24 protein-coding genes are annotated in these 23,397 nt (G+C 67.5%); 13 read left to right on the top strand and 11 right to left on the bottom strand.

Annotated features, from left to right (window positions below):
- Window positions 1–75: 75 nt before the first annotated feature.
- The 6 genes from ACQCX5_RS00845 (at window position 76) to ACQCX5_RS00870 (ending at window position 4,379) form a co-directional block, all read left to right on the top strand.
- Entirely contained in the window at window positions 76–468 is a 393-nt protein-coding gene (locus tag ACQCX5_RS00845) for a glycine cleavage system protein H (protein WP_434540128.1), read from the top strand.
- 164 nt (window positions 469–632) lie between these two features.
- Complete coding sequence (locus ACQCX5_RS00850) at window positions 633–1,124, top strand: FHA domain-containing protein (RefSeq protein WP_434540129.1); 492 nt, start codon at window positions 633–635, stop codon at window positions 1,122–1,124.
- Complete coding sequence (gene ftsR / locus ACQCX5_RS00855; protein WP_434540130.1) at window positions 1,124–1,828, top strand: transcriptional regulator FtsR; 705 nt, start codon at window positions 1,124–1,126, stop codon at window positions 1,826–1,828. Before ACQCX5_RS00850 ends, ftsR begins: the two co-directional genes overlap by 1 nt.
- Window positions 1,829–1,849: 21 nt before the next feature.
- Window positions 1,850–2,314 carry a bifunctional nuclease family protein gene (locus tag ACQCX5_RS00860; RefSeq protein ID WP_434540131.1) on the top strand — a complete coding sequence of 155 codons (465 nt, stop codon included), beginning with the start codon at window positions 1,850–1,852 and terminating at the stop codon, window positions 2,312–2,314.
- Window positions 2,315–2,496: 182 nt separating this feature from the next.
- A complete protein-coding gene (locus tag ACQCX5_RS00865; RefSeq protein ID WP_434540132.1) occupies window positions 2,497–3,084 on the top strand; it encodes a MerR family transcriptional regulator in 588 nt (195 codons plus the stop codon).
- Window positions 3,085–3,119: 35 nt separating this feature from the next.
- On the top strand, window positions 3,120–4,379 hold the full coding sequence (locus ACQCX5_RS00870) for a YihY/virulence factor BrkB family protein (protein ID WP_434540133.1): 1,260 nt from the start codon (window positions 3,120–3,122) through the stop codon (window positions 4,377–4,379).
- Between the two features lie 16 nt (window positions 4,380–4,395).
- Here ACQCX5_RS00870 and meaB read toward each other — a convergent pair whose 3' ends face one another.
- The 3 genes from meaB to mutA are packed head-to-tail and all read right to left on the bottom strand — an operon-like array spanning window position 4,396 to window position 9,465.
- Complete coding sequence (meaB, locus tag ACQCX5_RS00875) at window positions 4,396–5,418, bottom strand: methylmalonyl Co-A mutase-associated GTPase MeaB (RefSeq protein WP_434540134.1); 1,023 nt, start codon at window positions 5,416–5,418, stop codon at window positions 4,396–4,398.
- On the bottom strand, window positions 5,411–7,597 hold the full coding sequence (gene scpA / locus ACQCX5_RS00880; protein WP_434540135.1) for a methylmalonyl-CoA mutase: 2,187 nt from the start codon (window positions 7,595–7,597) through the stop codon (window positions 5,411–5,413). The genes meaB and scpA overlap by 8 nt, the downstream gene beginning before the upstream one ends.
- Window positions 7,594–9,465 carry a methylmalonyl-CoA mutase small subunit gene (gene mutA, locus ACQCX5_RS00885; protein ID WP_434540136.1) on the bottom strand — a complete coding sequence of 624 codons (1,872 nt, stop codon included), beginning with the start codon at window positions 9,463–9,465 and terminating at the stop codon, window positions 7,594–7,596. Before mutA ends, scpA begins: the two co-directional genes overlap by 4 nt.
- Before the next feature lie 283 nt (window positions 9,466–9,748).
- On the opposite strand from mutA, the gene ACQCX5_RS00890 reads away from it, so the two are divergent.
- Window positions 9,749–10,945 (top strand): DUF2207 domain-containing protein, encoded by a 1,197-nt coding sequence (locus ACQCX5_RS00890; RefSeq protein ID WP_434540137.1) that lies wholly within the window; start codon window positions 9,749–9,751, stop codon window positions 10,943–10,945.
- A gap of 89 nt (window positions 10,946–11,034) precedes the next feature.
- Here ACQCX5_RS00890 and ACQCX5_RS00895 read toward each other — a convergent pair whose 3' ends face one another.
- A complete protein-coding gene (locus ACQCX5_RS00895; RefSeq protein WP_434540138.1) occupies window positions 11,035–12,258 on the bottom strand; it encodes a pyrophosphate--fructose-6-phosphate 1-phosphotransferase in 1,224 nt (407 codons plus the stop codon).
- Window positions 12,259–12,367: 109 nt separating this feature from the next.
- Here ACQCX5_RS00895 and ACQCX5_RS00900 point away from each other — a divergent pair, with 109 nt between their 5' ends.
- The 3 genes from ACQCX5_RS00900 to ACQCX5_RS00910 are packed head-to-tail and all read left to right on the top strand — an operon-like array spanning window position 12,368 to window position 15,560.
- Window positions 12,368–12,784 (top strand): pilus assembly protein TadG-related protein, encoded by a 417-nt coding sequence (locus tag ACQCX5_RS00900; protein WP_434540139.1) that lies wholly within the window; start codon window positions 12,368–12,370, stop codon window positions 12,782–12,784.
- Window positions 12,785–12,820: 36 nt separating this feature from the next.
- On the top strand, window positions 12,821–13,447 hold the full coding sequence (locus ACQCX5_RS00905) for an L-threonylcarbamoyladenylate synthase (protein WP_434540140.1): 627 nt from the start codon (window positions 12,821–12,823) through the stop codon (window positions 13,445–13,447).
- Window positions 13,448–13,502: 55 nt separating this feature from the next.
- Entirely contained in the window at window positions 13,503–15,560 is a 2,058-nt protein-coding gene (locus ACQCX5_RS00910; protein WP_434540141.1) for a M3 family metallopeptidase, read from the top strand.
- Between the two features lie 9 nt (window positions 15,561–15,569).
- On the opposite strand, the gene ACQCX5_RS00915 is transcribed toward ACQCX5_RS00910, so the two are convergent.
- The gene (locus tag ACQCX5_RS00915; RefSeq protein WP_434540142.1) at window positions 15,570–16,448 is read right to left on the bottom strand and encodes an HpcH/HpaI aldolase/citrate lyase family protein; all 879 of its coding nucleotides are present in this window, start codon (window positions 16,446–16,448) and stop codon (window positions 15,570–15,572) included.
- 107 nt (window positions 16,449–16,555) lie between these two features.
- On the opposite strand from ACQCX5_RS00915, the gene ACQCX5_RS00920 reads away from it, so the two are divergent.
- Entirely contained in the window at window positions 16,556–17,047 is a 492-nt protein-coding gene (locus tag ACQCX5_RS00920) for a DUF456 domain-containing protein (RefSeq protein ID WP_434540143.1), read from the top strand.
- 37 nt (window positions 17,048–17,084) lie between these two features.
- The gene (locus ACQCX5_RS00925; protein WP_434540144.1) at window positions 17,085–17,381 is read left to right on the top strand and encodes a DUF2277 domain-containing protein; all 297 of its coding nucleotides are present in this window, start codon (window positions 17,085–17,087) and stop codon (window positions 17,379–17,381) included.
- 28 nt (window positions 17,382–17,409) lie between these two features.
- Here ACQCX5_RS00925 and ACQCX5_RS00930 read toward each other — a convergent pair whose 3' ends face one another.
- From ACQCX5_RS00930 to ACQCX5_RS00955, 6 genes are all read right to left on the bottom strand, one after another.
- Window positions 17,410–18,141: a rhomboid family intramembrane serine protease gene (locus ACQCX5_RS00930; RefSeq protein WP_434540145.1), complete on the bottom strand. Its 732-nt coding sequence runs from the start codon at window positions 18,139–18,141 to the stop codon at window positions 17,410–17,412.
- Window positions 18,138–18,845, bottom strand: a complete 708-nt coding sequence (locus ACQCX5_RS00935) for an HD domain-containing protein (protein WP_434540146.1) — start codon at window positions 18,843–18,845, stop codon at window positions 18,138–18,140. Before ACQCX5_RS00935 ends, ACQCX5_RS00930 begins: the two co-directional genes overlap by 4 nt.
- A gap of 7 nt (window positions 18,846–18,852) precedes the next feature.
- Window positions 18,853–19,239 (bottom strand): hypothetical protein, encoded by a 387-nt coding sequence (locus tag ACQCX5_RS00940; RefSeq protein WP_434540147.1) that lies wholly within the window; start codon window positions 19,237–19,239, stop codon window positions 18,853–18,855.
- Window positions 19,236–19,907 carry a transposase gene (locus ACQCX5_RS00945; protein WP_434540148.1) on the bottom strand — a complete coding sequence of 224 codons (672 nt, stop codon included), beginning with the start codon at window positions 19,905–19,907 and terminating at the stop codon, window positions 19,236–19,238. Before ACQCX5_RS00945 ends, ACQCX5_RS00940 begins: the two co-directional genes overlap by 4 nt.
- A gap of 54 nt (window positions 19,908–19,961) precedes the next feature.
- Window positions 19,962–20,885 (bottom strand): PAC2 family protein, encoded by a 924-nt coding sequence (locus tag ACQCX5_RS00950; RefSeq protein ID WP_434540149.1) that lies wholly within the window; start codon window positions 20,883–20,885, stop codon window positions 19,962–19,964.
- Window positions 20,886–21,044: 159 nt separating this feature from the next.
- Window positions 21,045–22,433: a glucose-6-phosphate dehydrogenase gene (locus ACQCX5_RS00955; protein WP_434540150.1), complete on the bottom strand. Its 1,389-nt coding sequence runs from the start codon at window positions 22,431–22,433 to the stop codon at window positions 21,045–21,047.
- Window positions 22,434–22,530: 97 nt separating this feature from the next.
- Here ACQCX5_RS00955 and ACQCX5_RS00960 point away from each other — a divergent pair, with 97 nt between their 5' ends.
- On the top strand, window positions 22,531–23,379 hold the full coding sequence (locus tag ACQCX5_RS00960; RefSeq protein WP_434540151.1) for a transglutaminase-like domain-containing protein: 849 nt from the start codon (window positions 22,531–22,533) through the stop codon (window positions 23,377–23,379).
- The last annotated feature ends 18 nt before the right edge of the window (window positions 23,380–23,397 follow it).

Genomic DNA, 23,397 nt, shown 5'->3' on the forward strand with positions numbered 1-23,397 from the left:
CGCCGACAGGCGGTGCGGCTACGCTTGGCGCAGGTGCCCCCGTGTACCGGCGCCCCGGTCTGACAAGGAGTTCGAGTGTCCCGATTCCCCGATGACGTGTCCTACAGCCTGCAGCACCTGTGGGTGCGCGGCAGTGACGGCAGTGACCTGCGCGTGGGTGCCACGGACTACTGGGTCGAAGCCCTCGCCCAGGTCGTGCACGTGAGCCTGCCCACCGTGGGGGTGGCGTTGCAGGCGGGTGACGAGTGCGGCGAACTGGTCGCTCCCGTGGCCAGTGAGCCCATCATCGCCCCGGTGAACGGCGTGGTCACCGCAGTCAACACAGCACTGGAGTCCCAGCCTGAACTGGTGCGCCGTGACCCGTACGGCGAGGGCTGGCTCTTCGAGGTCGAACTCGGCGGCGACCAGCTGCACGTCGAGGCGCCGCTCATGGATTCCGACGGATACGAGAGCCACGTGGGGGAGTGAACACGGGAGTCACCACGAAGCCAGGGGCATCATGGTGTTTCGATTCGACCTCAGGGCGTGTCACCCGCGAAACCCAAGAAGCTCCTTAGAATGGAACAAACCCGTGGCCCGTCGTCCACACCACCAGTGACGAGGCTGCACCAGTGATGAGGAAGTGAATAGAGATGGTCGACTGCCCGGCTTGTGGCCACGCCAACGCGGTGGGGAGCAACTTCTGCTCACAGTGTGGTGAGAAGCTGACCAAGCTCACGGACGCGACCCGCACCATTCCCGTCGTTTCCGACGACGGCAGGCCCATCCAGGAGCATTCCACCGATCTGGCCGAAGTGGCCCGCGGGTTGCCTGCGGGCAATGCCCTGCTGCTCGTCGAGCGCGGTCCTGATGCCGGGGCGCGCTACCTGCTGGACACGGACCGGGCCACGGTGGGACGCCACCCGTCCTCAGACATCTTCCTCGACGACATCACGGTCTCACGCCACCACTCTGTGTTCACGCGGACGGCGGAAGGCTTCGCGATCGCCGACCTGGGATCGCTGAACGGCACCTATGTGAACCGGGTGCTGGTCGAGGGGGTCACACCGCTGCGGCAGGGCGACGAAGTGCAGATCGGCAAGTTCCGCATGATCTTCTGCGTGAGTGACGCTGGAATGAACTGATGGCATCACCGATGCGCAGCATCGGGCAGGTGCTCTCGATCCTCAAGCCCGAGTTCTCAGACATCTCGATCTCGAAGATTCGTTTTCTCGAGAGCGAGGGTCTGTTGTCGCCCGAGAGGGCACCCTCGGGCTACCGCAAGTACGCCCAGGTCGACATCGACAGGCTCGCCTACATCCTGCGGGTGCAGCGCGACCACTACCTGCCCCTGAAGGTCATCAAGGAACACCTCGACGTGATGGACGCGGGCGGGGAGCCACCGTCGCTCGAGGCCCCTGCAGCGCAGGCGACGCCGCTCGCCGCACCCGCGCCATCCCACACCCCCGAACCGGCACGCACCGAGCGCCAGCCACCGAAGCCGGTGCGCATGTCCCGCCGTGAACTGATCTCGGCGAGCGGCATTTCCGAAGCCACGCTGCTCGACCTGGAACGGTTGCAGATCGTCGGCCCCAAACGGGGCACCAGCTATTACGGCCGCGAGGCGCTCACCATCTGCGTGGTGGCGAACAAGCTGATGCCCTATGGCATGGACGTCCGCCACCTGCGCGCCATCAAGCAGTCCGCCGAGCGTGAGGCCGGCCTCGTGGAACAGGCCATCGCGCCGTTCGTGCGGCGGCGCACCCATGCGAACGAAGCGGCGTCGGAAGTCACCCGACTGGTGCTGCACGCCCATGCCGCGATGATGCACACCATGCTGGAACACTGACCAAGTGGGTAGTCTGGACGCATGCGCAAGCTCGACGTCATCGGTGTGGTCATGGACTGGGCGGGGCAGGCCCCGACCCTGCTCCTGAGGGAGCAGGACGGTCCACGCCAACTGAGCATCTGGGTGGGTCACGGTGAGGCCCGTGCCATCCTGACGGCGTTGGAGGGCCAGGTGCCGCCGCGCCCCCTGACCCATGACCTGCTCGCTGAACTGCTGACCGAACTCGGGCACACGTCGTCCCTCGAAGGACGACTGACCGACTGCACAGACGGTGTCTTCAATGCCGAACTGCACGTCGACGGCCATGTCATCGCGGCGCGGCCCTCTGACCTTGTCGCGCTCGCGGTGCGCAACGGCATGCCCCTGACCTGTACCGACGAACTGCTGGCACAGGTGGGCATCACCGAGGAGCCCGTGCCCGAGGACGACGTGGAGAAGTTCCGGGAGTTCCTCGACAACGTGAACGCCGACGACTTCGAGGCGTAAACTCTCAAGCTGTAGTTCACCACATGTAACTTTCAAAACCCCTAGTCAGAGACTAGTTCCTTGGCGAGGTGGTGACGTTCGACCCACATGGCGGCGTGTCCGTGGCGACGTGGGGACGTCGCGGGGTAGTTTCTTCGATGTCGAGTGGGGCATTCGGCCAAGGCACAACAGAGGAGCTCGAGATGAGCGGGACCGCAGGATCGCAGCGATCCGACAACACCCCTGGGGTTGACCTGCAGGGCACGTTGTTCGACGGTGACTTTGCGCCCCTGCCCGAAGACCTCGGGTTCCGCGGGCCGGTGGCCTGTGGCGCCGCCGGCATCACCTATCGACAGCTCGACTACTGGGCCAGGACCAAGCTGGTGACCCCGGGTGTGCGTTCCGCCGAGGGGTCCGGGTCGCAGCGACTCTATTCCTTCCGCGACATCCTGCTGCTCAAGGTCATCAAGAAGCTGCTGGACGCCGGCGTCTCGCTGCAGCAGATCCGGGTGGCCATCGACCACCTGCGCCAGCGTGGCGTCAAGGACCTGACCCAGGTCACGCTGATGAGCGACGGCATCTCGGTCTATGAGTGCACCTCGAACAACGAGATCATCGACCTGCTCAACGGTGGCCAGGGCATGTTCGCCATCGCGCTCGGTGGCGTCTGGCGCGACCTCGAGGGTTCGCTGGCACAGCTGCCCACCGAACGCGCAACTGTGGCCGACGAGGCCGAACTGGCCCACGGCGACGACGAGTTCTCGCGCCGACGACGCAAGAAGCTTGCCTGAGGCCCCGCTGGGGCCCGCCACGCCGGGGAGGAATTGTGAAGCGCACGATCAAGGCGATCATGGCCAAGCCTGCGGTGGCCCACCTGATGCGGGGCAACCTGCGCTTCGGCAACCGCATGGGCAACCAGTTCGCGGCGGCCATCACCTACTTCTCAGTGCTGGCCATGGTGCCGATCCTGATGTTCGCGTTCTCGATGCTCGGCATGACGCTGACCACGCTGCGCCCCGAATGGATGCAGACCGTCTCTGATGCCCTCGTCCAGCGGCTCGACTCGACCGCAGGCGCCCAGGTTGCCAACCTGGTCACCGAGTACCTGCGCAACTGGCGTGCTGTCGGCATCATCGGCCTGCTCTCGCTGTTCTATGCCGGCAGTGGTTGGGTGGGCAACCTGCGGGGCGCCATCCAGGCCCAGTGGCGTCCCGAGTTTGAATACGTTCCCGACAAGCGCAACATTGTCGTGGCCACCGTCGAGAACATGGTGACGCTCGTGCTGCTGCTGTTGGGGGTGTTCATCACCTTCGCCTTCTCGACGGGCGGCACCTCGTTGACCCACGTGCTCAGCCGCCAGCTCGACATCGCGGACTGGCCCGGGGGAGTGCTGCTGCTGCGACTGACCACCTATGTGCTCACCATGGCGAGCGCCTGGGTGCTGTTCATGGTGCTGTATGTGCTGCTGCCCGACGACCACCGCATCACGCGGGCCAAGATGGCGGGGTCTGTGATCGGTGCGGTCGCCTTCACCGTGCTGCAGATCGGCGCCGGCGCCCTGATCGGTGTCTTCCAGAACAACCGTGCCGCTGCGCTGTTCGGCCCGGTGATCGTGCTGATGCTGTTCATGAACCTGTTCGCCCGCATCACCCTGCTCATCGCGGCATGGATCGCCACCAGTCGGCAACCGGCGGTCGCATTCCACTACAACGAGGCGGACGAGCCGTTGCGCGGTCGCAGTGGCACCGTGACGGCCGAGGACCACTGGGCCACCGCCGACCAGGAACGGGCCCAGAAGCGCGCTGAGCAAGCCGTGTCGGTGCCCGCCTCAGAGATGCCGTCCGTCGTGTCCACGGCACGCCCCCGCCGCGCCACGCCGTACCGCCCCCGGGTGGTGACACTCGACGACTACCCCAGGCCCAGCAAGGACCGGATGGTCTCTGAACCTGTGGCAGCCAGGTCGGTCCGGGCCGGCATGCGCGCGGGCTGGGTGGCCGGTGCCGCCACCGGGGTGGGCATCGGCGCCGGGTTGGCGGCGCTGGTGAAGGGCCTGGGCTCGCTGCGGCAGAAGTCCGGCCGCGACTAATCGGGCAGCCGTCCGCTCACAGTCGCAGCTGGCCCGCGTGCCCGTCGACGACATCGCTGCGCCAGGCATCCAGCACCTGGCCGACCCCCTCGAGCGCGCTCAGGTGGCCGGTCGCGATCTGCTGCTCCAGGTCGGCGCGGATGGCACCCACGGCGGGGCTGGAACGCAGGCTCGAGCGCACCTCTTCGTCCGCCATCGACCACAGCCAGTCGACCTGCTGCTGGGCACGTCGTTCGCCGATACCGCCCGATTTCTCGAGGCCCTCGCGGTGCCGCAGCACCGCCTGCCAGAGTTCGTCGAGGCCAAGGCCGGTATAGGCGCTGCAGGGGATGACCTCGGGAATGCGGTCCTCGGTCGCCGACGAGATCAGCTTCATGGCGATGCGCATCTCGCGTGCCGCGACCCGTGCCGGGCCCTCGCCGTCGCCGTCGGCCTTGTTGATGCCGATCAGGTCGACCATCTCGAGGATGCCCCGCTTGATGCCCTGTAGCTGGTCACCGGCGCGGGCCAGTCCCAGCAGCAGGAACGTGTCGACCATGCCCGACACGGCGACCTCGCTCTGGCCGACGCCAACCGTCTCGACGATGATCACGTCGAAGCCCGCCCCTTCGAGCACCAGCATCGACTCGCGGGTGGCACGGGCCACCCCACCCAGGTGGTTGCCCGACGGCGAGGGCCGGATGTAGGCATTTTCACGGCTGGCCAGGTTGGCCATGCGCGTGCGGTCGCCCAGGATCGAGCCGCCCGTGCGTGAACTGGACGGGTCGACCGCCAGCACGCCCACCTTGTGGCCATCGTCGACCAGCCGCACCCCGAGGGCATCGGTGAAGGTCGACTTGCCGGCACCCGGAACACCCGAGATGCCCAACCTGATGGTGTTGTGCTGGTCGCGGGCCGCGAGCCGCTTCAGCAGCTCACGGGCCCGTTCGCGGTGCGCGGGCAGCTTCGATTCGACCAGCGTGATGGCCCGTGCAACATGCGGGCGGGACCCTTCCAGGATCCCGCCCAGCAAGTCGTCCACGTTGTATGGATCAGGCACGGGCCTCGTCCAGCCGCTCCCGCAGCCGCTTCAGCAGCGACACGGCAGCCTCAGGAATCACGGTGCCGGGCGGGTAGATGTCGTCTGCACCGTTGGCACGCAACTCGTCGAAGTCCTGCTCGGGGATCACACCGCCGACGACCACCATGATGTCGGGACGACCCATCCTGTCCAGTTCTTCGCGCAGGGCGGGCACCAGCGTGAGGTGACCGGCGGCCAGCGATGAGACACCCACGATGTGCACGTCGGCCTCGATGGCCTGGCGGGCAGCCTCTTCCGGCGTCTGGAACAGCGGGCCGACATCGACGTCCATGCCGAGGTCGGCATAGGCGGTCGCGATCACCTTCTGGCCGCGGTCGTGGCCGTCCTGGCCCATCTTGGCGACCATGATGCGCGGGCGACGTCCCTCGACCTGCTCGAACTGCTCGACGAGCGTGCGGGCCTCGTCGACTGTCGGGGTGTCCCCGGACTCCTTGCTGTACACGCCACTGATCGTACGGATCTGGGCCTGGTAGCGGCCATAGACCTTTTCGAGCGCGTCCGAGATCTCGCCCACGGTCGCCTTGGCACGCGCGGCGTCGATGGCGAGCTTCAGCAGGTTGCGTTCGGGGTCAGTGGCATCGGGGTTACCGGCAGCCCAGGTGAGCTTGGCCAGGGCGTCCGAGACGGCCTGCGCGTCTCGCTCGGCGCGCAGTTGCTCGAGCTTGGCGATCTGGCTGCGACGCACCTCGGCATTGGCGATCTTCAGCACATCCAGCGGCGGCTCGTGGTCGAGCTGGTACTTGTTGACGCCGATGACCGGCTGGCGGCCCGAGTCGATGCGGGCCTGGGTGCGGGCTGCGGCCTCTTCGATGCGCATCTTCGGGATGCCGGCCTCAATGGCCTTGGCCATGCCTCCGGCGCGCTCGACCTCCTGGATCCGTTCCCACGCCTGACGGGCGAGGTCGTAGGTCAGGCGTTCCACATAGGCCGAACCGCCCCATGGGTCGATGACGCGGGTGGTGCCGGACTCCTGCTGCAGGAACAGCTGGGTGTTGCGGGCGATGCGGGCCGAGAAGTCGGTGGGCAGTGCAATGGCCTCGTCCAAGGCGTTGGTGTGCAGCGACTGGGTGTGGCCCTGGGTCGATGCCATGGCCTCGACGCAGGTGCGGGTCACGTTGTTGTAGACATCCTGGGCGGTCAGCGACCAGCCCGAGGTCTGCGAGTGCGTGCGCAGGCTCATCGACTTCGGGTTCCTGGCGCCGGCATCGCGGGTCAGACGCGCCCACAGCAGGCGACCGGCCCGCATCTTGGCGACCTCCATGAAGAAGTTCATGCCGATGGCCCAGAAGAACGACAGCCGCGGTGCGAACTTGTCGATCTCGAGGCCGACCGCCTGACCCGCGCGCAGGTACTCCACACCGTCGGCCAGGGTGTAGGCCAGTTCGAGGTCGAGCGAGGCACCCGCCTCTTGCATGTGGTAGCCCGAGATCGAGATCGAGTTGAACTTGGGCATGTTCGCGCTGGTGTAGGCGAAGATGTCCGAGATGATCTTCATCGAAGGCTGCGGCGGGTAGATGTAGGTGTTGCGAACCATGAACTCCTTGAGGATGTCGTTCTGGATCGTGCCCGCGAGCTTCTCGGGGCTGACACCTTGTTCTTCTGCGGCGACCACGTAGAGCGCCAGCACCGGCAGCACCGCACCGTTCATCGTCATCGAGACCGACATCTGGTCGAGCGGGATGCCGTCGAACAGCTGGCGCATGTCCAGGATCGAGTCAACCGCCACACCCGCCATGCCGACGTCACCGGTCACGCGGGCGTGGTCGGAGTCGTAGCCACGGTGCGTCGCCAGGTCGAAGGCGATCGAGAGACCCTTCTGGCCCGCAGCCAGGTTGCGCCGGTAGAAGGCGTTCGACTCCTCGGCGGTCGAGAAGCCCGCGTACTGGCGGATCGTCCACGGCTGCGAGGTGTACATCGTGGCGTAGGGGCCCCGCAGGAACGGCGGGATGCCGGGCCGGGTGTCGAGGAAGTCGAGCCCCGCGTAGGCCGATTCGTCATAGGCCACCGGCACCTGCACGTGCTCGGGCGTGTCCCACACCTGGGTCTCGCCCGCACGGTCGGCAAACAGCTGCGGTGCGTCGGCCGGGGGTGCACCCGCACCCAGGTCGATGCCGCTGAAATTGGGGATGCTGCTCATGCTGCTGCCTCCGCAAGGTCGAGGATCTCATTCAGGTGTGCCACGACGTCCATGCCGTCGAAGACGAAGCCGTCGACCAGTCCGGTGAAGTCCTGGCCCCCCAGCTCTTTGTCGCGCCCGGCCAGGTAGACCTTGGCCGCGCCGGCGCCCTTGAGGGCCGTGGCGACCGGCAGGGCCTGTTCGCCATAGACGCTCGTGGACGAGCAGAGCACGGCCACCTTGGCACCCGAGGCGGCGAACTGCTCGGCGAATGCGGCGGGGTCAGTGCCCTCGCTGGTCGGGATCTGGAACCCGGCCACGCTCTCGAGGTTCTCGACGAAGCCCAGCCGACCACCGAAATCACGGCGGGTGCCGATCGCAGCCAGGAAGACCTTTGGGGTGCCGGCGGCGGCGGCGCGATCGCGCAGCCCCTCGAACACCTCTGCATCGCGGCGCAGCGGGAACTGCTCACGTGCGTTCGGCGCGGTCGGGCGCGGGCGTGCGGTGATGGGCTGTTCGTCGCGCATCGGGAACATGCTGACGCCGGTCAGCGGCAGCTTGCGGGTGGCGAGCAGACCGCTGCGCGCTTCGACCGTGGCAGTGATCGCCGCGGCAATGGCACCCGAGGCGAAGGCCTGGCCGAAGCCGCCGTCGGACTCGATCTGCTGCACGCGTTCCCAAGCCGCCCGGGCAAGCTGGTCGGTGAGCGATTCGACGTACCAGGAACCGCCCGCGGGGTCGTTCACTCGTCCAATGTTCGACTCTTCGGACAGCACGATCTGCACGTTGCGGGCAAGTCGGCGGCTGAAGTCGCTGGGCAGGCCCACCACCGTGTCGAACGGCAAGGTGGTGATGATGTCGGCACCGCCAACCGCTGCCGCGAACGTCGAGGTGGTGGCGCGCAGGATGTTCACGTACGGGTCGTCACGCGTGAGCATGCGCTGCGAGCTGACAGCGTGGGCCAGGGCACCGCGCCGGAATTCATCGACGCCGGTGACCTCGCCGACGCGGGCCCAGAGGCGGCGCAGTGCCCGGAACTTCGCGATCGTCAGGAACTGGTCGGTGGTGGCGGCGAGGCGGAAGCAGATCTGGCCGAACGCATCGGTTGCCTTGATGCCTGCCGACTCGAGGTGGCGCAGGTACTCGATGCCGGTGGCGATGGCGAAGGCCAGTTCGTCGACATCGCCGGCACCCGCCTCGTGGTAGGCCAGCACATCGACGGTCATCGAGCGGGCCGACGGCAACTCGGCCAGGGCCTTGGCCACCCACTCGGCAGCGGGGGACAGGTCGACCGGGCGGTCGGTGTGCGCGGCCAGGGCGAACGGGTCAATGCCGAAGTTGCCCACCAGCTTGTCCAGCGGACGGCCCGAGTTCCTCCAGACGTCATACAGCGCCTGGGCGGCGCTGGCCTGGTCGGTGTGGCTGACCACCGAGACCGGGGCCAGGTCAAGAATGATGTCAGCCAGCTCGTCGGCGAGTGCCGAGGCAGGAATGGCGTCCGGGTCGACACGCAGCCACAACGATGTGGCGCCCCGTTCCATGTCGGCGAGCAATTGCTGCTTGGTGAATGCCAGGTCGGGGTCCTCGTGGTAGGCGCGCACGTCCCAGGCGACAGGGTCGCCGTCCTTGATGACCGACCCGCGGGTGTAGGGGTCGACGCCTGCGGCACCGAGGTGCTCCGGACCGTCCTCGCGGGTGTACAGCGGCTCGATGACCAGCCCGTCCACCGTCCTGGTACGCAGGCGCTCCAGCGCCTGGTCCACGGTGAGCTGCTTGCCCTCGGGACGACCCCGGTTGAGGACCTTCAGGACCTCTGCCTGCCACTGCTCATCGGTGGGGACGGGAAAGTCACCGGCCAGGAGCAGGGTTTGCGCCGCATCGGCATTCATCGGCGACACCTCTCTGGTAGCTGTCTTGACGCCGCCGATCGTCGCGGACCGCGGCGCAGGGTGGGGGGATGGAAGCCGCCCAACCCGCTGCAAACGACACTAAACCATCGTGAATTTCGATTTGTGGGGTGGGTGCCGTTTCGGGACACTGACGGTGCTGGGACAATGGGGTGCACGAGTCCACGCTCGTCCACAACCCCTTGGCCGTGACGCCATTGGCGGCCGCCGGTGCGTTGTGCGCAGTCGCTACCCTTGTTGTACAGCGCACAAGAGGAGAAGCTTCGTGGACAGTACTGACATCGGCCTGCTGGTTCTTGGAGCACTGGTGCTGCTGGTGATGACCGGCGTGTACTGGATCTCGCGCCGATTCGCCCACGACCGCATCTTCGCCGGGCCCACGCCTGGGCAGTTGCCCGGCCCGGGGCAGCCGGTCGAGGTGGCCCGCGTCAAGCCCGGCCGGGAGTACTCGGGCGAAGTGGCTGTGCAGTTCCAGCCCCCGAAGGGGCTGACCCCCGGGCTCGTTGGCACTGTGGTCGACGGCAAGGCCGACATGCATGACGTCACGGCGACCATCGTTGACCTGGCAGTGCGCGACTACCTCAAGATCTCGGCAGTGGACGCCCCTGACGGCCCCGACCAGCTGCCGGCACGCCGCGGACGTGCGGCCCGGCAGCCCAAGCCGAAGGACTGGGTGATCACCCAGTTGCGCCCGCCGAAGCCGCGGCCGGGCGAGAAGCCACTGCTGCCCTTCGAGGCACGCCTGCTGCAGGAACTGTTTGCCACCGGTCGCACCGTGCACATGTCAGAGCTGGGCAGCCGCTTCGCCAACACCATGCGAGCCACCCAGGCCGAGCTGTACGAGTCGGTCGTCGCCCGTGGCTGGTACGACAAGCACCCGCAGCGCGGTGCGGGTGCGGGCTGCTTCGGGGCGCTCAGTGTGGTGGCGGGTACGGTGTTCGGGATCGGGTTCGTGCTCGCCGGCGCATCGGTGGGCGGCGTGATCGCCGGGGCCATGGTCTTCGGTGGCGGCATCCTGGGCTACAGGGCGCTGCAGGGGCGGGTGCCCCGCACGGCCGAGGGCACCGCCGTCCACATCCAGACACTGGGCTTCAAGAAGTACCTCGCCACCGCCGAGGCCGACCAGATCAAGTTCGAAGAGGCGGCCGACATCTTCAGCCGCTACCTGCCCTATGCCATCGTGTTCGGCGTGGCCGACCACTGGGCCAAGGTGTTCGGCGAGGTCGCGGCGCGGGCGAGGCTCGAGGGCTATGACGTGCCGATGGTCATCGACTGGTTCGACGGCCTCTACCTCGGTGCCGTGGTCTTTGACCTGCTCGACGCCAGTGACGGCATCGGCCTGCTCGACTTCGTCTCGGGTGAAGGACTCGACATGCTGGGCAGCGGCGTTGAGGGCATCGCGTCATTGGCCGAAGGCGTGGGCGATTTCATCGACGGCATCGACTTCGACTTCGATTTCTGAGCCGTGGACTTCTGAGGACAAGCCTCGTGGGCCGATCCGTTCGGATCGGCCCACGTGCTGCCTGCTGGGTGGTTCAGTGGCTGGGTGGTTCAGTGCTGCACGACGACCCGCGTCGGCTGCGGCTGGCCGATGCCGTCAAGGGTAGCCACGAACCAGTCGGCGCTGATGTCGAAGTTCTTGCCACCCTTGATGCGGTCGAACGCGATGTTGGTGAGCACATCACCGTTCTCTTCGTCCTGGCCCACCACACCGGTCCTGCCCTCGAGCGCGCAGTCGACTGCCAGGTCGGTGCACTGCTTGATCAGGTCGAGGTCGGCCTGGTTGGCGGCGGCCGATCGGGCGAAGTAGCCGGACTTCTGCACCATCACCTTCTCTGCACCCAGCAGCTTGGCGAACTGGTCACCGAACCACTTGCCGGGGTTGATCTTGTCGAGCTTCACGTGGCCGAAGGGGTCGCGCGGGATTTCCTCGCCGGCCTTTTCCATCTCGGCGAGGATCGCATCGAGGCCCGCGCCCTCGGACAGGAAGATGGTCACGTTGCCGACCTCGTCCATGACCTTGCGCAGGCGATCGGCCTCGCCCTGCAGGTCGATCTGGCCCTCGGGCACGTAGACCGCGTGCACGTCCCAGGCCTCGCGCGACAGGCCGAGTTCGGGCAGCCACTGCTGCGTGTCGAGCCATTCGCGGTACTTGGCGGCGGTGGCGGCGGTCAGGTAGCCACAGTTGCGGCCCATGACCTCGTGGATGATCAGCATGCGCGACCCCGAGTTGTGCTCGGCCACGACGTTCCTGGCGAAGATGGCACCCTGCTCGGCAGCGGTCCAGGCCCCCAGCGACTGCTTGATGGGGATGATGTCATTGTCGATCGTCTTGGGCAGGCCCACGACGGTCAGGCCGTAGTCATGCTTGGCGAGGTAGGCAGCCAGGTCGGCGGCAGTGGTGTTGGTGTCGTCGCCGCCGATCGTGTGCAGCACGTCGACCCCGTCTGCCACGAGGCGGTCTGCCGCGACCTTCAGCGGGTCATCGCCCTCGTTGACCAGGCCGCGCTTGACCAGGTCGGCCGCGTTGGTGAGCTTCACCCGCGAGTTTCCGACCGGCGATCCGCCGAACAGGTGCAGCAGGTGTGCCTTCTCGCGCACCTCGGGGGTGACGCTCAGGTAGTCACCCTTGAGAAGGCCCTGGTAACCGTGCCTGTAGGCGATGATCTCGGTGTCGGGGCTGAGCTCGGTGTAGCGCTGGATCAGTCCGCCGATCGCGGACGACAGGCAGGGGGCGAAACCGCCGGCAGTGAGCAGGGCAACCTTGGAGACCATGGAGCGGCCTTTCTGTGGATCGGGTCAACGTCACCGCTGAGCCTATTCCACCGCAACGACCTGTGGACAGCACCCCCGCGTGACCCGCCCCATGGTCAAGACTGTGGCCATGACCCAGCACGTTCCCGTGCCAACGGCCCTGCGCCACCGCGACCGCGGCGCCAGCGTCACGGCCATGTTTGCCGCGGTGATGGTGGTGCTGCTGCTTTGCGTCGGGCTGGTTGTCGACGGGGGTGCCCAATCGGCTGCCCGGGCCCGGGCAGAGGCCGTGGCCACCGAGGCGGCTCGTGCCGGTGCCGCTGCAGCTGCGGGCGCCGACATCCAGGGCACGTCGGGCACCGGACGAGCGATCGCCGCCGCACGCGCCGTGCTGGCGAATCGCCGGATGCAGGGCAGCGTGAGCGTGCAGGGCGGCATGATCACCGTCGAGACCAGCACCAGCTCGTCCACGACGTTCTTGTCACTGATGGGTGTACGCCAACTGGACGCCCGCGGCAGTGCCACGGCCAGGCTCGTCCAGGTCTGACCCCCGACGACGCCCGGCAGGACTAGCATTCCGCTCATGGCCCGCTACCTCGACGTGCACCCGGACAACCCGCAGCCGCGGGCACTGCAGCAATGTGTCAGCACCCTGAAGGATGGTGGGCTGGTGGCCTATCCCACCGACTCGGGGTACGCGCTGGGGTGCGTGCTCGACAACAGGGACGGGCTCGAGCGCATCCGCAGCATCAGGGACCTCGACCAGCACCACCACTTCACGCTGATGATCAGCGAGTTCGCGCAGGTCGGGCACTGGGTCGACATGGACAACTGGGTGTTCCGCACCCTCAAGGCCAACACGCCCGGCCTGTACACCTTCATCGTGAAGGCAGCCCCTGAGGTGCCGAAGGTGATGCAGCACCCGAAGAAGAAGTCGATCGGCCTGCGGGTGCCCACGCACCGTTCGACACTCGCCCTGCTCGAGGCGCTCGGTGAACCACTGGTGACATCATCGCTGATCCTGCCGGGCGAGGACGAGCCCATGACCGACGGCTGGCTCGTCAAGGAAACCCTCGACCACCAGGTCGACATCGTGCTGGACGATGGCAACTGCGGGCTGAACGCCACCACGGTGGTCGACCTGACCGGCGGGGAGCCCGAGGTCCTGCGGGTCGGGGCCGGCGACCCCACCCCCTTCGTCGAGGACTGACTTGTCGTCGGGGCGGACCTGCGCCGCAGCGCCCACTGGCCATAGCATGACCTGCATGTCGAACCCCTTGCTGACGCCAAGCACCCTGCCTTATCAGTTGCCCGACTACGCCGCCCTGGGCGTCGAGCAGTACCGGCACGCGATCACGGTCGGCATGCAGAAGAACCGCGACGCGGTGCAGGCGATCATCAACAACCCCGAGCCGCCGACCTTCGACAACACCATCGCCGCACTCGAGGCCGCCGATCGTGACCTCAACCGGGCACTGAGTGCGTTCTACCCGGTGGTCACAGCCCACGGCACCGATGAGATCCGCGCGCTGGCGGCCGAGGTGGCCCCCGAGCTGGCGGCGCACAGCGATGCGATCTGGATGGACCAGGCGTTGTTCGGGCGCATCGCTGCCGTCGCCTCGGGCGACCTGTCCGGGCTCGATGCCGATGCGGCCCACCTGACCGGACGCTACCTGGTGCACGCCCGGCTCGCCGGTGCCGAGCTCGATGACGAGGGGCGCAGCGAGCTGGCTGCCATCAACGCCCGCCTGGCCGGCATGCGCCAGCGTTTCCAGGAACTGCTGCTCAAGGACACCAATGACCTCGCGGTGCACTTCACCGATGCTGCCGAGCTCGACGGCCTGCCGGCCGACCAGCTCGACCTGTGCGCCGATGCGGCCCGGGGCAAGGGCCTGGACGGCTACCTGGTGGCGCTGGTCAACACGACCGTGCACCCCTACCTGTCCGACCTGACGGTGCGCGAGAGCCGCCGCCGCATCTATGAGGCCACTGCCCAGCGGGGTCACCGCGGCAACGAGTTCGACACCACGGGCCTGGTGGTCGAGATGGTGGCGCTCCGCGCCCAGCGGGCGTCCCTGCTCGGCTACCCGACCCACGCCCACGCCCGGACCGCCGACCAGACCGTCGGCAACCCCGAGACGATCCGTGAGCGGATCCATCCCCTGGCGGCACCGGCGCTGGCGAACATGTACCGCGAGGCAGAGGCCCTGCAGGAACTCATCAACGCCCGCCAGCACGCCGCCGGTGAGGCAACATTCGAACTGGCGCCGTGGGACTGGCCCTATTACACCGAACTGCTGCAGCAGCTTCGCTTCGACCTCGATTCTGCGCAGGTGAAGCCCTACCTCGAGATGCACCGCGTCATCGAGGACGGGGTCTTCTTCGCGGCCACCCAGCTGTACGGCATCACGTTCACCAGCCGCAACGACCTGGTCGGGTGGCACCCGGACGTGCTCTTCTATGAGGTGGCCAATGAGGATGGCTCACCGCTCGGGCTGCTGCTGTACGACCCGTTCGCCCGGGACACCAAGCAGGGTGGCGCGTGGATGAACTCGCCGGTGCACCAGTCGCGACTCTTCGGCACCCTGCCGGTGGTCAGCCAGAACCTGAACCTGCCCAAGCCGCGCGAGGGCGCTCCCGTGCTGCTGACCCTGGACGAGGTCAACACGGCGTTCCACGAGTTCGGGCATGCGCTGCACGGGCTGTTCTCGAACGTCTACTGGCCGACCCAGTCGGGCACCGCAGTGCCGCGCGACTTCGTGGAATTCCCGAGCCAGGTCAACGAGATGTGGCAGAGCTGGCCCGAGGTGCTGGCCAACTACGCGCGCCACCACGACACCGGCGAGCCGATGCCTGCCGCGATGGCTGACAAGGTGCGCGCCCTCGGCGGCTTCAACCAGGGCTTCATGACCACCGAATACCTGGGCGCGGCGCTGCTCGACCAGGAACTGCATTCCCTGCACGCCGGCGAACAGGTCGGCGACCTTGATGCGTTCACGGCCCGTGCCCTCGAGCGGGTGGGGCTGGCGAACCCCTATGTCGGTCCCCGGTACCGGCCGTCGTACTTCGCGCACACATTCGGCAACACCTACGACGGGGCCTACTACTCCTACATCTGGTCAGAGATTCTGGACGCCGACACCGTGGAGTGGTTCCGCGCCAACGGCGGCCTCGACCGGGAACTGGGCGAGACGTTCCGGCGCGAGTTGCTCAGCCGTGGGGATTCGCGCCCGCCCATGGACTCGTTCAAGGCGGTGGTCGGACGCGAACCCGACATCACGCCGCTGCTGGTGCGACGTGGGCTGACGGTCGCCGAGGCCTGAGGCCCCGACTCAGAAGTGGTAGGTGTCCGAGGGTGCGGGGTAGGCGTCCTCGTAGCCCTCGGGCATGTCGAGACCGAACCGCTCGGCCAGCCCCAGGATCTTCTTGGCGCGGGCAAGGCGCGGCAGGTCGGAGCCGTTGCGGATCGTGCCGCCCTCGGACTGGAACTCGCTGAGGAAGTCCAGGGCCCACGACATGTCGCCGATCGAGGGGGAGAGGATCTCGTTGACAGTCGCGCACTGCTCGGGCATCAGGCAGATCTTGCCGGTCATGCCGAAGGCGGCGGTCACGCCTGCGGCATCGGCCAGGGCCACACCCACGGCACCGACGGCGGGCCCGTCGATGGGTCCGGGCAGGCCGGCTGAGCGGGACGCGATCGTGAACTGGCTGCGGGTGTAGGCGAGCACGGTCGAGTCGTCCGAGAAGCCGGTGTCCCGACGGAAGTCGCCCAGGCCGAAGCCCAACCGGAACAGGCCCTTGGTGCGGGCGATGCTGGTCAGGTTCTCGACACCGCGGGCCGTTTCGACGAGGGCCACGATCTTGACGCCGGGCAGCAGGGCCGCGGTGCGCTCGATGTGCTCGTGCGATTCGACCATGGCCAGCATGACGCCCTCAAGGCCTTGGTGCTTGCCGAGTTCGCTGCAGTCATCGGCCCACCAGGGGGTGCCGAAGCCATTGATGCGGGCCCACGCCTTGTTGCCGGCGCCCAGGTACTCGCTGACGTTGCTGCGTGCCTGTTCCTTGTTGTCGGGGGCTACCGCGTCCTCGACATCGAGCAGGACGACATCTGCAGCGCTGGCAGCGGCCTTCTCGAAGCGTTCGGGCTGGAAGGCATTGACCAGCAACCAGGAACGGGCGAGATCGGGTCCGACGACGACCTTGGGAGACAACTTTGTTTCCTTTCGGGGGAGTGAACCCCAGTAGGCTAACCCAGCCCGGCCCCCGGCCACACATCGCGACCCCGCCCGGACGAGGCATTGGTGCCTACCATGGGGACATGACACCACTACTGGCAGGCATCCTGGCCTTCATCCTCGCGCTCATCGGGGTGACGGGCATCGTCATCCCCGTGCTGCCGGGGTCCATCACCATCCTGGTCGGGCTGGCCATCTGGGGCATCTGGGGTGGTTCGGGCCAGGCCATCGCAGTGGCAGTCATCGGTGGCGTGTGCGTGCTCATCGGCATGGTCGCGAGCGCCGTGCTCACCAAACGCAACCTCGATGCCAGGCAGATCCCGCAGTGGCCGGTGCTCGTGGCGCTGGTGGGGGGTGTGATCGGCAGCTTCGTGCTGCCGGGTCTCGGGCTGGCCATCGGGTTCGTCGTCACACTGCTGGTCTGCGAGTTGGCCCGTGTGCGCGACGTCAAGGCGGCCGTGTCGACGAGTTGGACCGCCGTCAAGTCGGTGGGCCTCGGCATGCTCATCGAGCTCGGCATGGCGCTGCTGGCGATCACCGGCCTGAGCGTCTCGGTGCTGGCCACGCTGCTGTAGCCCATCAATCCATCCGCGTTCTGCCCAGGAGGAACACATGTGTCGCAACATTCGTCCGCTCTTCAACTTCGAACCCGAGGTGACTGACGACGAGGTGCGGTCCGCCGCGCTGCAGTACGTGCGCAAGGTGTCGGGGTTCACCAAGCCGTCGCAGGCGAACCAGCAGGCCTTCGACCGTGCCGTCGACGAGATCGCCCACATCACGGCCCACTTGATGCAGGACCTCGTCACGAACGCTGCGCCGAAGGACCGTGACGTCGAGGCCCAGAAGGCGCGGGCACGTGCCGAGAAGTCGGGACGCTATGCGATGACGGGGGCCGCTGCCGCGCAGTGAACCCGGCCTCTGGAGGATCGCCCGGCCTCTAGAGGATCGTGTAGCGGGCCACAATCGCTGCGACCACCAGTGCGGCGATCAACACCACCTCGACCCACATGGTGCGGATGCTGGTCTGCTTGCGCATGCCGCGCATGAACGCCCACGTGGTGCCTGCGCCCAGGATCAGCCCACCGATGTGTGCCTGCCAACCGATGCCGGGCACCAGGAACGAGATGGCGAGGTTGATCGCCAGGATGGGCAGCAGGCTGCCGGAGCGGACCAGCTTGTAGCGTTCCATCACCACGAGCGCGCCGAACAGGCCGAAGATGGCACCCGAGGCGCCACCGGCCTGGGTTTCATTGAGAGGGTTGAGCTCGGGTTGGGCGAACAGCAGGTACACGGCGCTGCCGCCCAGGGCCGAGACGAAATACAACACGATGAACTTCCACGCGCCCAGGATCATCTCGAGCGGTCGACCCAGCATGTACAACGCGAGCATGTTGAGCCCGATGTGGAAGATGCTGAAGTGCATGAAGGCCGAGGTGAGCAGTCGCCACGGTTCGTACATCGCCGAGGTGTAGGTGAGCACGATGCTGCTGGCGTAGCCGGGCACGAACAACTCGGCCAGGAAGCTCAGCACGTTGAGCGCGATCAGCACATAGGTCACGGGGTGGGCGAGCGAGGGTCGCTGCGGCCGCACGATGTAGCCCTGTGGCGGCAGGTACTGGGGCCGCTCGTACTGGGGCTCCTGGTCGTGTCCGGCTGGTGGTTGCGTCATGCGCTGGGGTCCTCGTCGTCATGGCTGGGGTTGAGCAGTCGCCGGCGCTCGTCGGTGAGGTTGCGTCTCGCCGGCGATTCCCACAGCCTGCGCCCGGTGGGCGTCCAGAACAGCTGGGGGCGGTTGAGCAGGGCGCCGGTGGCCGCGATCCGGTCGCGTTGCCACGCGAGCTCGGCCACGTCCGGGCGTTCGCGGCGCAACTGGGCGACGTGCGCCAGGTACTGGTCAGGGTCGGCGGCCAGCAGCGCAAGGTCGGCATCGCACATCCTGGCCCCGCGCCCATCGTCGGGTGCCGGGTCGTGGTTGATGGTCAGCAGCACCAGCCGGGCCACCTCGTCGATGTCGGTGCTGTCGAGCAGGCCGGCCAGCGCGGTGCGGGCCAGCTGTGCCGATTGCTGTTCGTCGGTCGGCTTGTCGTTGTGGTGCACCGCGTCGTGCCACCAGAAGGCCACCACCTCGAGCGGGTCACCGCCCAGTTCAGCCAGTGCGCCCAGGCCGGCGGCCAGGTGGGTGATGCCGTGGTAGTGCCGGTGGGGTTCATGCCAGCGGGTCAGCAGGTCTCGTCCCAGGGCTTCGACGTGGCTGTCGACCTCGGGGGTGTGTTCACGGCGGGGTCCCGGCACCAGGGCGCGCATGGCGGTACGCCAGGTGTCGAGCAGCCGTTCCCCGAGTTGCTGGTGATGGTCTTCGGTCAGGTCATCCATGTCGTCCTCACGTCAGCCCTGTGAGCCAGTTGGTCAGCGCACCACCGGCCACGGCGATGAGCACACTGATGAAGGTGCCGATGATGAACCGTTCCGAGACGCCTGCATCATGGGACTTCAGGTCGGGGTAGCGTGCCAACCCCTTCACCGCCAGGATGATGGCCAGGCCCGGCAGGAACCCACCGACGACGCAGGCGTAGGTGCCCAGCCGTTCCAGCGCGCCAATCCAGGCACCGCCCTTGAGCCGGTCGGCCGCCTGTTGCTGCTGTTCTGGCGGCGAGTCGCTGGCGACCTTCAACAGCCCCGCCACCAGGCGCACGCCGAAGAGCACCACGAAGGCACCGATGACGATCGCGATGCCCGAATCGACACCGAACTCGGCCCAGCGCTTCATGCGGGCCCAAGGGTCTCGCCGACGCGCAGCACCCGTTCGAAGAGCTGGACGAGCAGGGCGCGGCCCTCGTCACCCGGTTGCCATCCTGCCGTGCGCAGGCGCTGCGAGACGGCGGACGGTGAGATGCCCAGGGCCTCGGCGGCGGCCCGTCCGGTGCCCTCGGCGCGCAGCGCGTCGACCACGGCCCATCCCTCCTTCGTGCGTCGGCTCCACAGGTGGTGCAGCAGGCCGGCGACCGCCTGGGCGGCGGCGACATCCTGCGCGTCATCGCCAGCGTACCGGGGGGCAGTGACATCCCTGCCCGTGTGCCCACCGGCCACGAAGGCCAGGTCGCTGGCCGAGGAGTGTGCCCGGTCGACCGCGGTGCGCGCCGCGATGAATGCCCCACCACGTGATTCGCGCACGTGGGCGGGCAGCGGGTACTCGACCAGTCCGAAGCCGATGCCGATGCGCCAGTGGCCCTCGCGGGCGACGAACTCCAGCACGGCCGCGAGGGTCTGGGCCGAGCGGGTCAACAACTGCACCTCGTCACCGGCGGTGCGCTCGGCTGGCAGGGCCAGGTCGTGGGTCGCGAGCAGCGTGAGCAGCGCGGGCACCCGGTCGGGTGAAGAGCTGCTGCGCCGCTGGTCGATGTTGGCCACCGCCCACGTGAAGTCTTCAGCCTTCATGCCGATAGTTTAAGTCCTGCACCTGAATCGTTCAAGGGGAGTTGCCGGCCGGGGTCAGTCCTCGGGACGAGGCTCCTCGCCAAGGTCGCGCAGGAACGCCTCGGCCTCTGCGGCGATGTCATCGCCCGTGGGCAGGTCCTCGTGCGTGGCCGCGAGCCGTGGGCTGCTGGTCTGGCGCTCCTGGAAGTTGTCGAACTGCTCCTCGAGTGCATGCACCAGGCCGGTGGCCTCTTCGGACTCGGCCACCTCGTTCGAGATGGCGGCCCTGGTGATGCCGGCACGGATCGCCAGCTCGGTCGTCCGGATCGTGTGACCGGTGGCCTGGCTGAACGCGTTCACCAGCGCAATCGCGGCGTCGGGGAACTCGGTCTGGGCGAGGTAGTGCGGCACATGCGCCGTCAGGCCGATCACCTCGTAGCCCGCCTCACCGAGACGGAACTCGAGCACTGACGGGAACGATGCGCCAATGGCCATGCGACCGAACATGGGCGTGTTGCCCGGGATCAGGGCCGGGTCGCTGGCGTGCTTGGTGATCACGACCGGGCGGGTGTGCGGTACCGGCATCGGGATGGCGCCGCCGATCACCACCCGTTCGACCGAGGTCTGCTCGAGCACCCAGGTGATCGAGGCGACAAGGCGTTCCCACTGCAGGTCGGGCTCGACGCCCTTGAGCAGCAGGAAGGGTACCGACGACTCGTCGACCAGGTGGTGCAGCTCGATGCCGGGCTGCTGGTATTCGGCGATCCGGTCGGCGTCGAAGATCATCACCGGGCGCTGGCCGCGGTAGTCGATGAGTTGGTCGAGGTCGAAACGACCCAGCAGGTGGTGCGGGTAGGTGTCGATCAGGTGTTGATCGATCAACGACTGGGTCTGGCCGGCATCGACGAATCCGGTCAGGGTCACCAGCAGCGTGCGGGCGCGCACCGTGCGAAGGTCGATGTGCGGTTCTGGTTGGAACAGGTCCGAAGGAATGGTCATCGCTCACCTCCAGGGCGCGTGGCAGGGGTACTGGTCAGGGGATCCATACGTTCTCGCATTTACCACCTCAACGCCACGGCAGCCCTGGTGATTCCCACACCGGCACCCAGGCGCATTCGTGCTCGTCAGCGGCCAGTCTACCCCCGCCACCGGGCGCCATCAGCGCCAGGTGGTGGGCCCCGTCGAGCCGGCGCGGTATTCCTCGAGCGGCACCTCGTTGTTGTGCCAGGCCGCCAATACTGGCCCCAGGACGCGCCAGCACTCCTCGGCCATGTCGCCGCGCACCGACAGCAGCGGGTCGCCCGACAGGATCAGGTCGAGGATCTCGCCGTAGGGCCGCACCGGTGACTCACCGAGCTCGCTGTGCAACACCGTCTGCTCAAGGTCCCACCGGTCCCCGGAGGCATTCGTCGTGATCTGCATCGAGATCGTCTCGGGTGCGATGCCGATGGCCAGCACGTTGGGTTCAGGCGCGTTGTGAAACCCACTGACCGGGTGCACGATGGGCCGGTACTTGACGATGATGCCGCGGAAGCCGTCGCCGAGCGCCTTGCCGGAACGCAGCCGGAACGGCACGCCGGTCCAGCGCGCATTGCGCACCTCGAGGGTCACCTCGGCGAGCGTCTCGGTGTTTCGTGAGGGGTCGACCCCCGGTTCGTCGACATAGGACGGTACCTCGCGCTCGCCAATGGTGCCCGCCGTGTACCGGGCCCGGCGGCTCGAGGCGACCGGGTCGTCTGCCCACAGGTGGGTGGCGCGCAGGGCGTGCACCATGAGGTCACGCAGCTCGAGCTGGTCGATGGCTGCCGGTTCCTCCATGGCGACCATCGCCATGACGAGCATCAGGTGGCTCTGCAGCATGTCCTTCAGTGCGCCCGCACCGTCGTAGTAGCCGGCGCGCCCCTCAAGGGCCAGTTGCTCGTCGGTGATGATCTCGACCCGTTCGATGTTGGTGGCATTCCAGGTCGGCTCGAAGACCCGGTTGCTGAATCGCAGTCCGATGAGGTTCAGCACCGTGGCCTTGCCCAGGTAGTGGTCGACCCTGAAGACCTGCTCCTCGGGCACCAGGCTGGTCAGCAGCTTGTTGAACTTCTGCGCCGATTCGAGGTCATGGCCGAAAGGCTTTTCGATGGCCAGCCGCAGGTTGGGCGGCAGGTCGATGCGCGCGAGCGCTTCGCATGCCCGCTGGCTGATCGTGGGCGGCAGGGCGAAATACAGCACGATCGGGCGCTCGGGGTCGGCCAGCTCGGTCAGCAATTGGTGCAGCGCCGTGGCATCGGTGGCATCCATCCGCTTGTACTCGGTGCCCGCGACGATGGCGGTGCTGCGGTCGGCCGAGCAGCCGCCCTCGCACAGGGCATCGGCCACACGCTGCTTCCAGTCCTGCTCGGACAGGTCGTCCGCAGCCGCGCCCACGAGATGGATGTCGTGGTGTGGACGCTGGCGCAGCAGCGTGCCCAGACCGGGCAGCAGCAGCCTGTGGGTGAGATCACCCGAGGCGCCGAAGATCACCAGGGTCGAACGCTGCTTGGCGAGATGTTCGGACATGACACCCTTTCCTGATGCGGACGTGCTGGAGCTTGTCGCGCCACCACTCTAGGCCCCGCGTGGCAGGCTGGCGGCCGAAGTGCCCTACAGTGGCGCCGTGCCCGACGCCCTGCCACCTGCTCACGCCACCCCCACCACCACTGTCAGCGCCTCGCTCGATGTGGCGGTGACGGCACCCGCCGACATCGTCTTCTCGATCGCCGTTGCCTCTGGCCACCGGCTGGTGTCGGAGTCTTTGACGATGACCTCGACGCACCAGGGCGGTGAGGCCACCCCCGTGGCATTCCATGAGTTCGTGGCCAATCCCCAGGTGCGGCTGCACCGCACACCGAAGGCCCCGGTGGGCCTGTTGCAGGTGCGCTACCAGGCCGAGGTCGGCGAACTGCTCACCCCGGTGCCGCATGGCGAGCCCGAAGAGATCCTGTACGGTCGACCCTCGCGCTACTGTGATTCCGACCGGCTGGCCCAGGTGGCCTGGAACTACTTCAAGGGGTTGCAGGGCACCGACCTGGTCAAGGCCGTGCGCGAGTGGGTGAACACGCACATCGCCTACACCCTCGGCAGCAGCCGGGTGGTCGATGGCGCCCTCGAGACCTACCTGTCGCGCAAGGGGGTGTGCCGCGACATGGCGCACCTGACCATCACGTTCTGCCGCGCCATGAACATCCCGGCCCGCCTGGTCTCGGTCTATGCGCCCGGGCTGACGCCGATGGACTTCCATGCCGTGGCCGAGATGCTGGTCGACGGTCGTTGGTACATGATCGACCCAACCGGGCTGGCGCCGCGCCAGACGATGGTGCGCATTGCGACCGGGCGCGACGCCTCGGACACGGCGTTCATGACCACCATCGGTGGACGTACGCAGCTGAAGTCGCTGAAGGTGACCGCGACGAGCTCGGCCGACCTGCCGAGCGACGACGGCCGGGAGCTGATCGAACTGGTGTGACGCCGCCGACCCGCTGGT

Origin of the sequence: Aestuariimicrobium sp. G57, from assembly GCF_050110855.1 — a bacterium.
GTDB lineage: Bacteria > Actinomycetota > Actinomycetes > Propionibacteriales > Propionibacteriaceae > Aestuariimicrobium.

Excerpts from the sequence above, each read along its gene's own strand:
- ACQCX5_RS00850 (WP_434540129.1), top strand. The coding sequence starts at position 633 with ATGGTCGACTGCCCGGCTTGTGGCCACGCCAACGCGGTGGGGAGCAAC.
- ftsR (WP_434540130.1), top strand. The coding sequence starts at position 1,124 with ATGGCATCACCGATGCGCAGCATCGGGCAGGTGCTCTCGATCCTCAAG.
- ACQCX5_RS00860 (WP_434540131.1), top strand. The coding sequence starts at position 1,850 with ATGCGCAAGCTCGACGTCATCGGTGTGGTCATGGACTGGGCGGGGCAG.
- ACQCX5_RS00865 (WP_434540132.1), top strand. The coding sequence starts at position 2,497 with ATGAGCGGGACCGCAGGATCGCAGCGATCCGACAACACCCCTGGGGTT.
- scpA (WP_434540135.1), bottom strand. The coding sequence starts at position 7,597 with ATGAGCAGCATCCCCAATTTCAGCGGCATCGACCTGGGTGCGGGTGCA.
- mutA (WP_434540136.1), bottom strand. The coding sequence starts at position 9,465 with ATGAATGCCGATGCGGCGCAAACCCTGCTCCTGGCCGGTGACTTTCCC.
- ACQCX5_RS00895 (WP_434540138.1), bottom strand. The coding sequence starts at position 12,258 with ATGGTCTCCAAGGTTGCCCTGCTCACTGCCGGCGGTTTCGCCCCCTGC.
- ACQCX5_RS00900 (WP_434540139.1), top strand. The coding sequence starts at position 12,368 with ATGACCCAGCACGTTCCCGTGCCAACGGCCCTGCGCCACCGCGACCGC.
- ACQCX5_RS00905 (WP_434540140.1), top strand. The coding sequence starts at position 12,821 with ATGGCCCGCTACCTCGACGTGCACCCGGACAACCCGCAGCCGCGGGCA.
- ACQCX5_RS00910 (WP_434540141.1), top strand. The coding sequence starts at position 13,503 with ATGTCGAACCCCTTGCTGACGCCAAGCACCCTGCCTTATCAGTTGCCC.
- ACQCX5_RS00920 (WP_434540143.1), top strand. The coding sequence starts at position 16,556 with ATGACACCACTACTGGCAGGCATCCTGGCCTTCATCCTCGCGCTCATC.
- ACQCX5_RS00925 (WP_434540144.1), top strand. The coding sequence starts at position 17,085 with ATGTGTCGCAACATTCGTCCGCTCTTCAACTTCGAACCCGAGGTGACT.
- ACQCX5_RS00930 (WP_434540145.1), bottom strand. The coding sequence starts at position 18,141 with ATGACGCAACCACCAGCCGGACACGACCAGGAGCCCCAGTACGAGCGG.
- ACQCX5_RS00935 (WP_434540146.1), bottom strand. The coding sequence starts at position 18,845 with ATGGATGACCTGACCGAAGACCATCACCAGCAACTCGGGGAACGGCTG.
- ACQCX5_RS00940 (WP_434540147.1), bottom strand. The coding sequence starts at position 19,239 with ATGAAGCGCTGGGCCGAGTTCGGTGTCGATTCGGGCATCGCGATCGTC.
- ACQCX5_RS00945 (WP_434540148.1), bottom strand. The coding sequence starts at position 19,907 with ATGAAGGCTGAAGACTTCACGTGGGCGGTGGCCAACATCGACCAGCGG.
- ACQCX5_RS00950 (WP_434540149.1), bottom strand. The coding sequence starts at position 20,885 with ATGACCATTCCTTCGGACCTGTTCCAACCAGAACCGCACATCGACCTT.
- ACQCX5_RS00955 (WP_434540150.1), bottom strand. The coding sequence starts at position 22,433 with ATGTCCGAACATCTCGCCAAGCAGCGTTCGACCCTGGTGATCTTCGGC.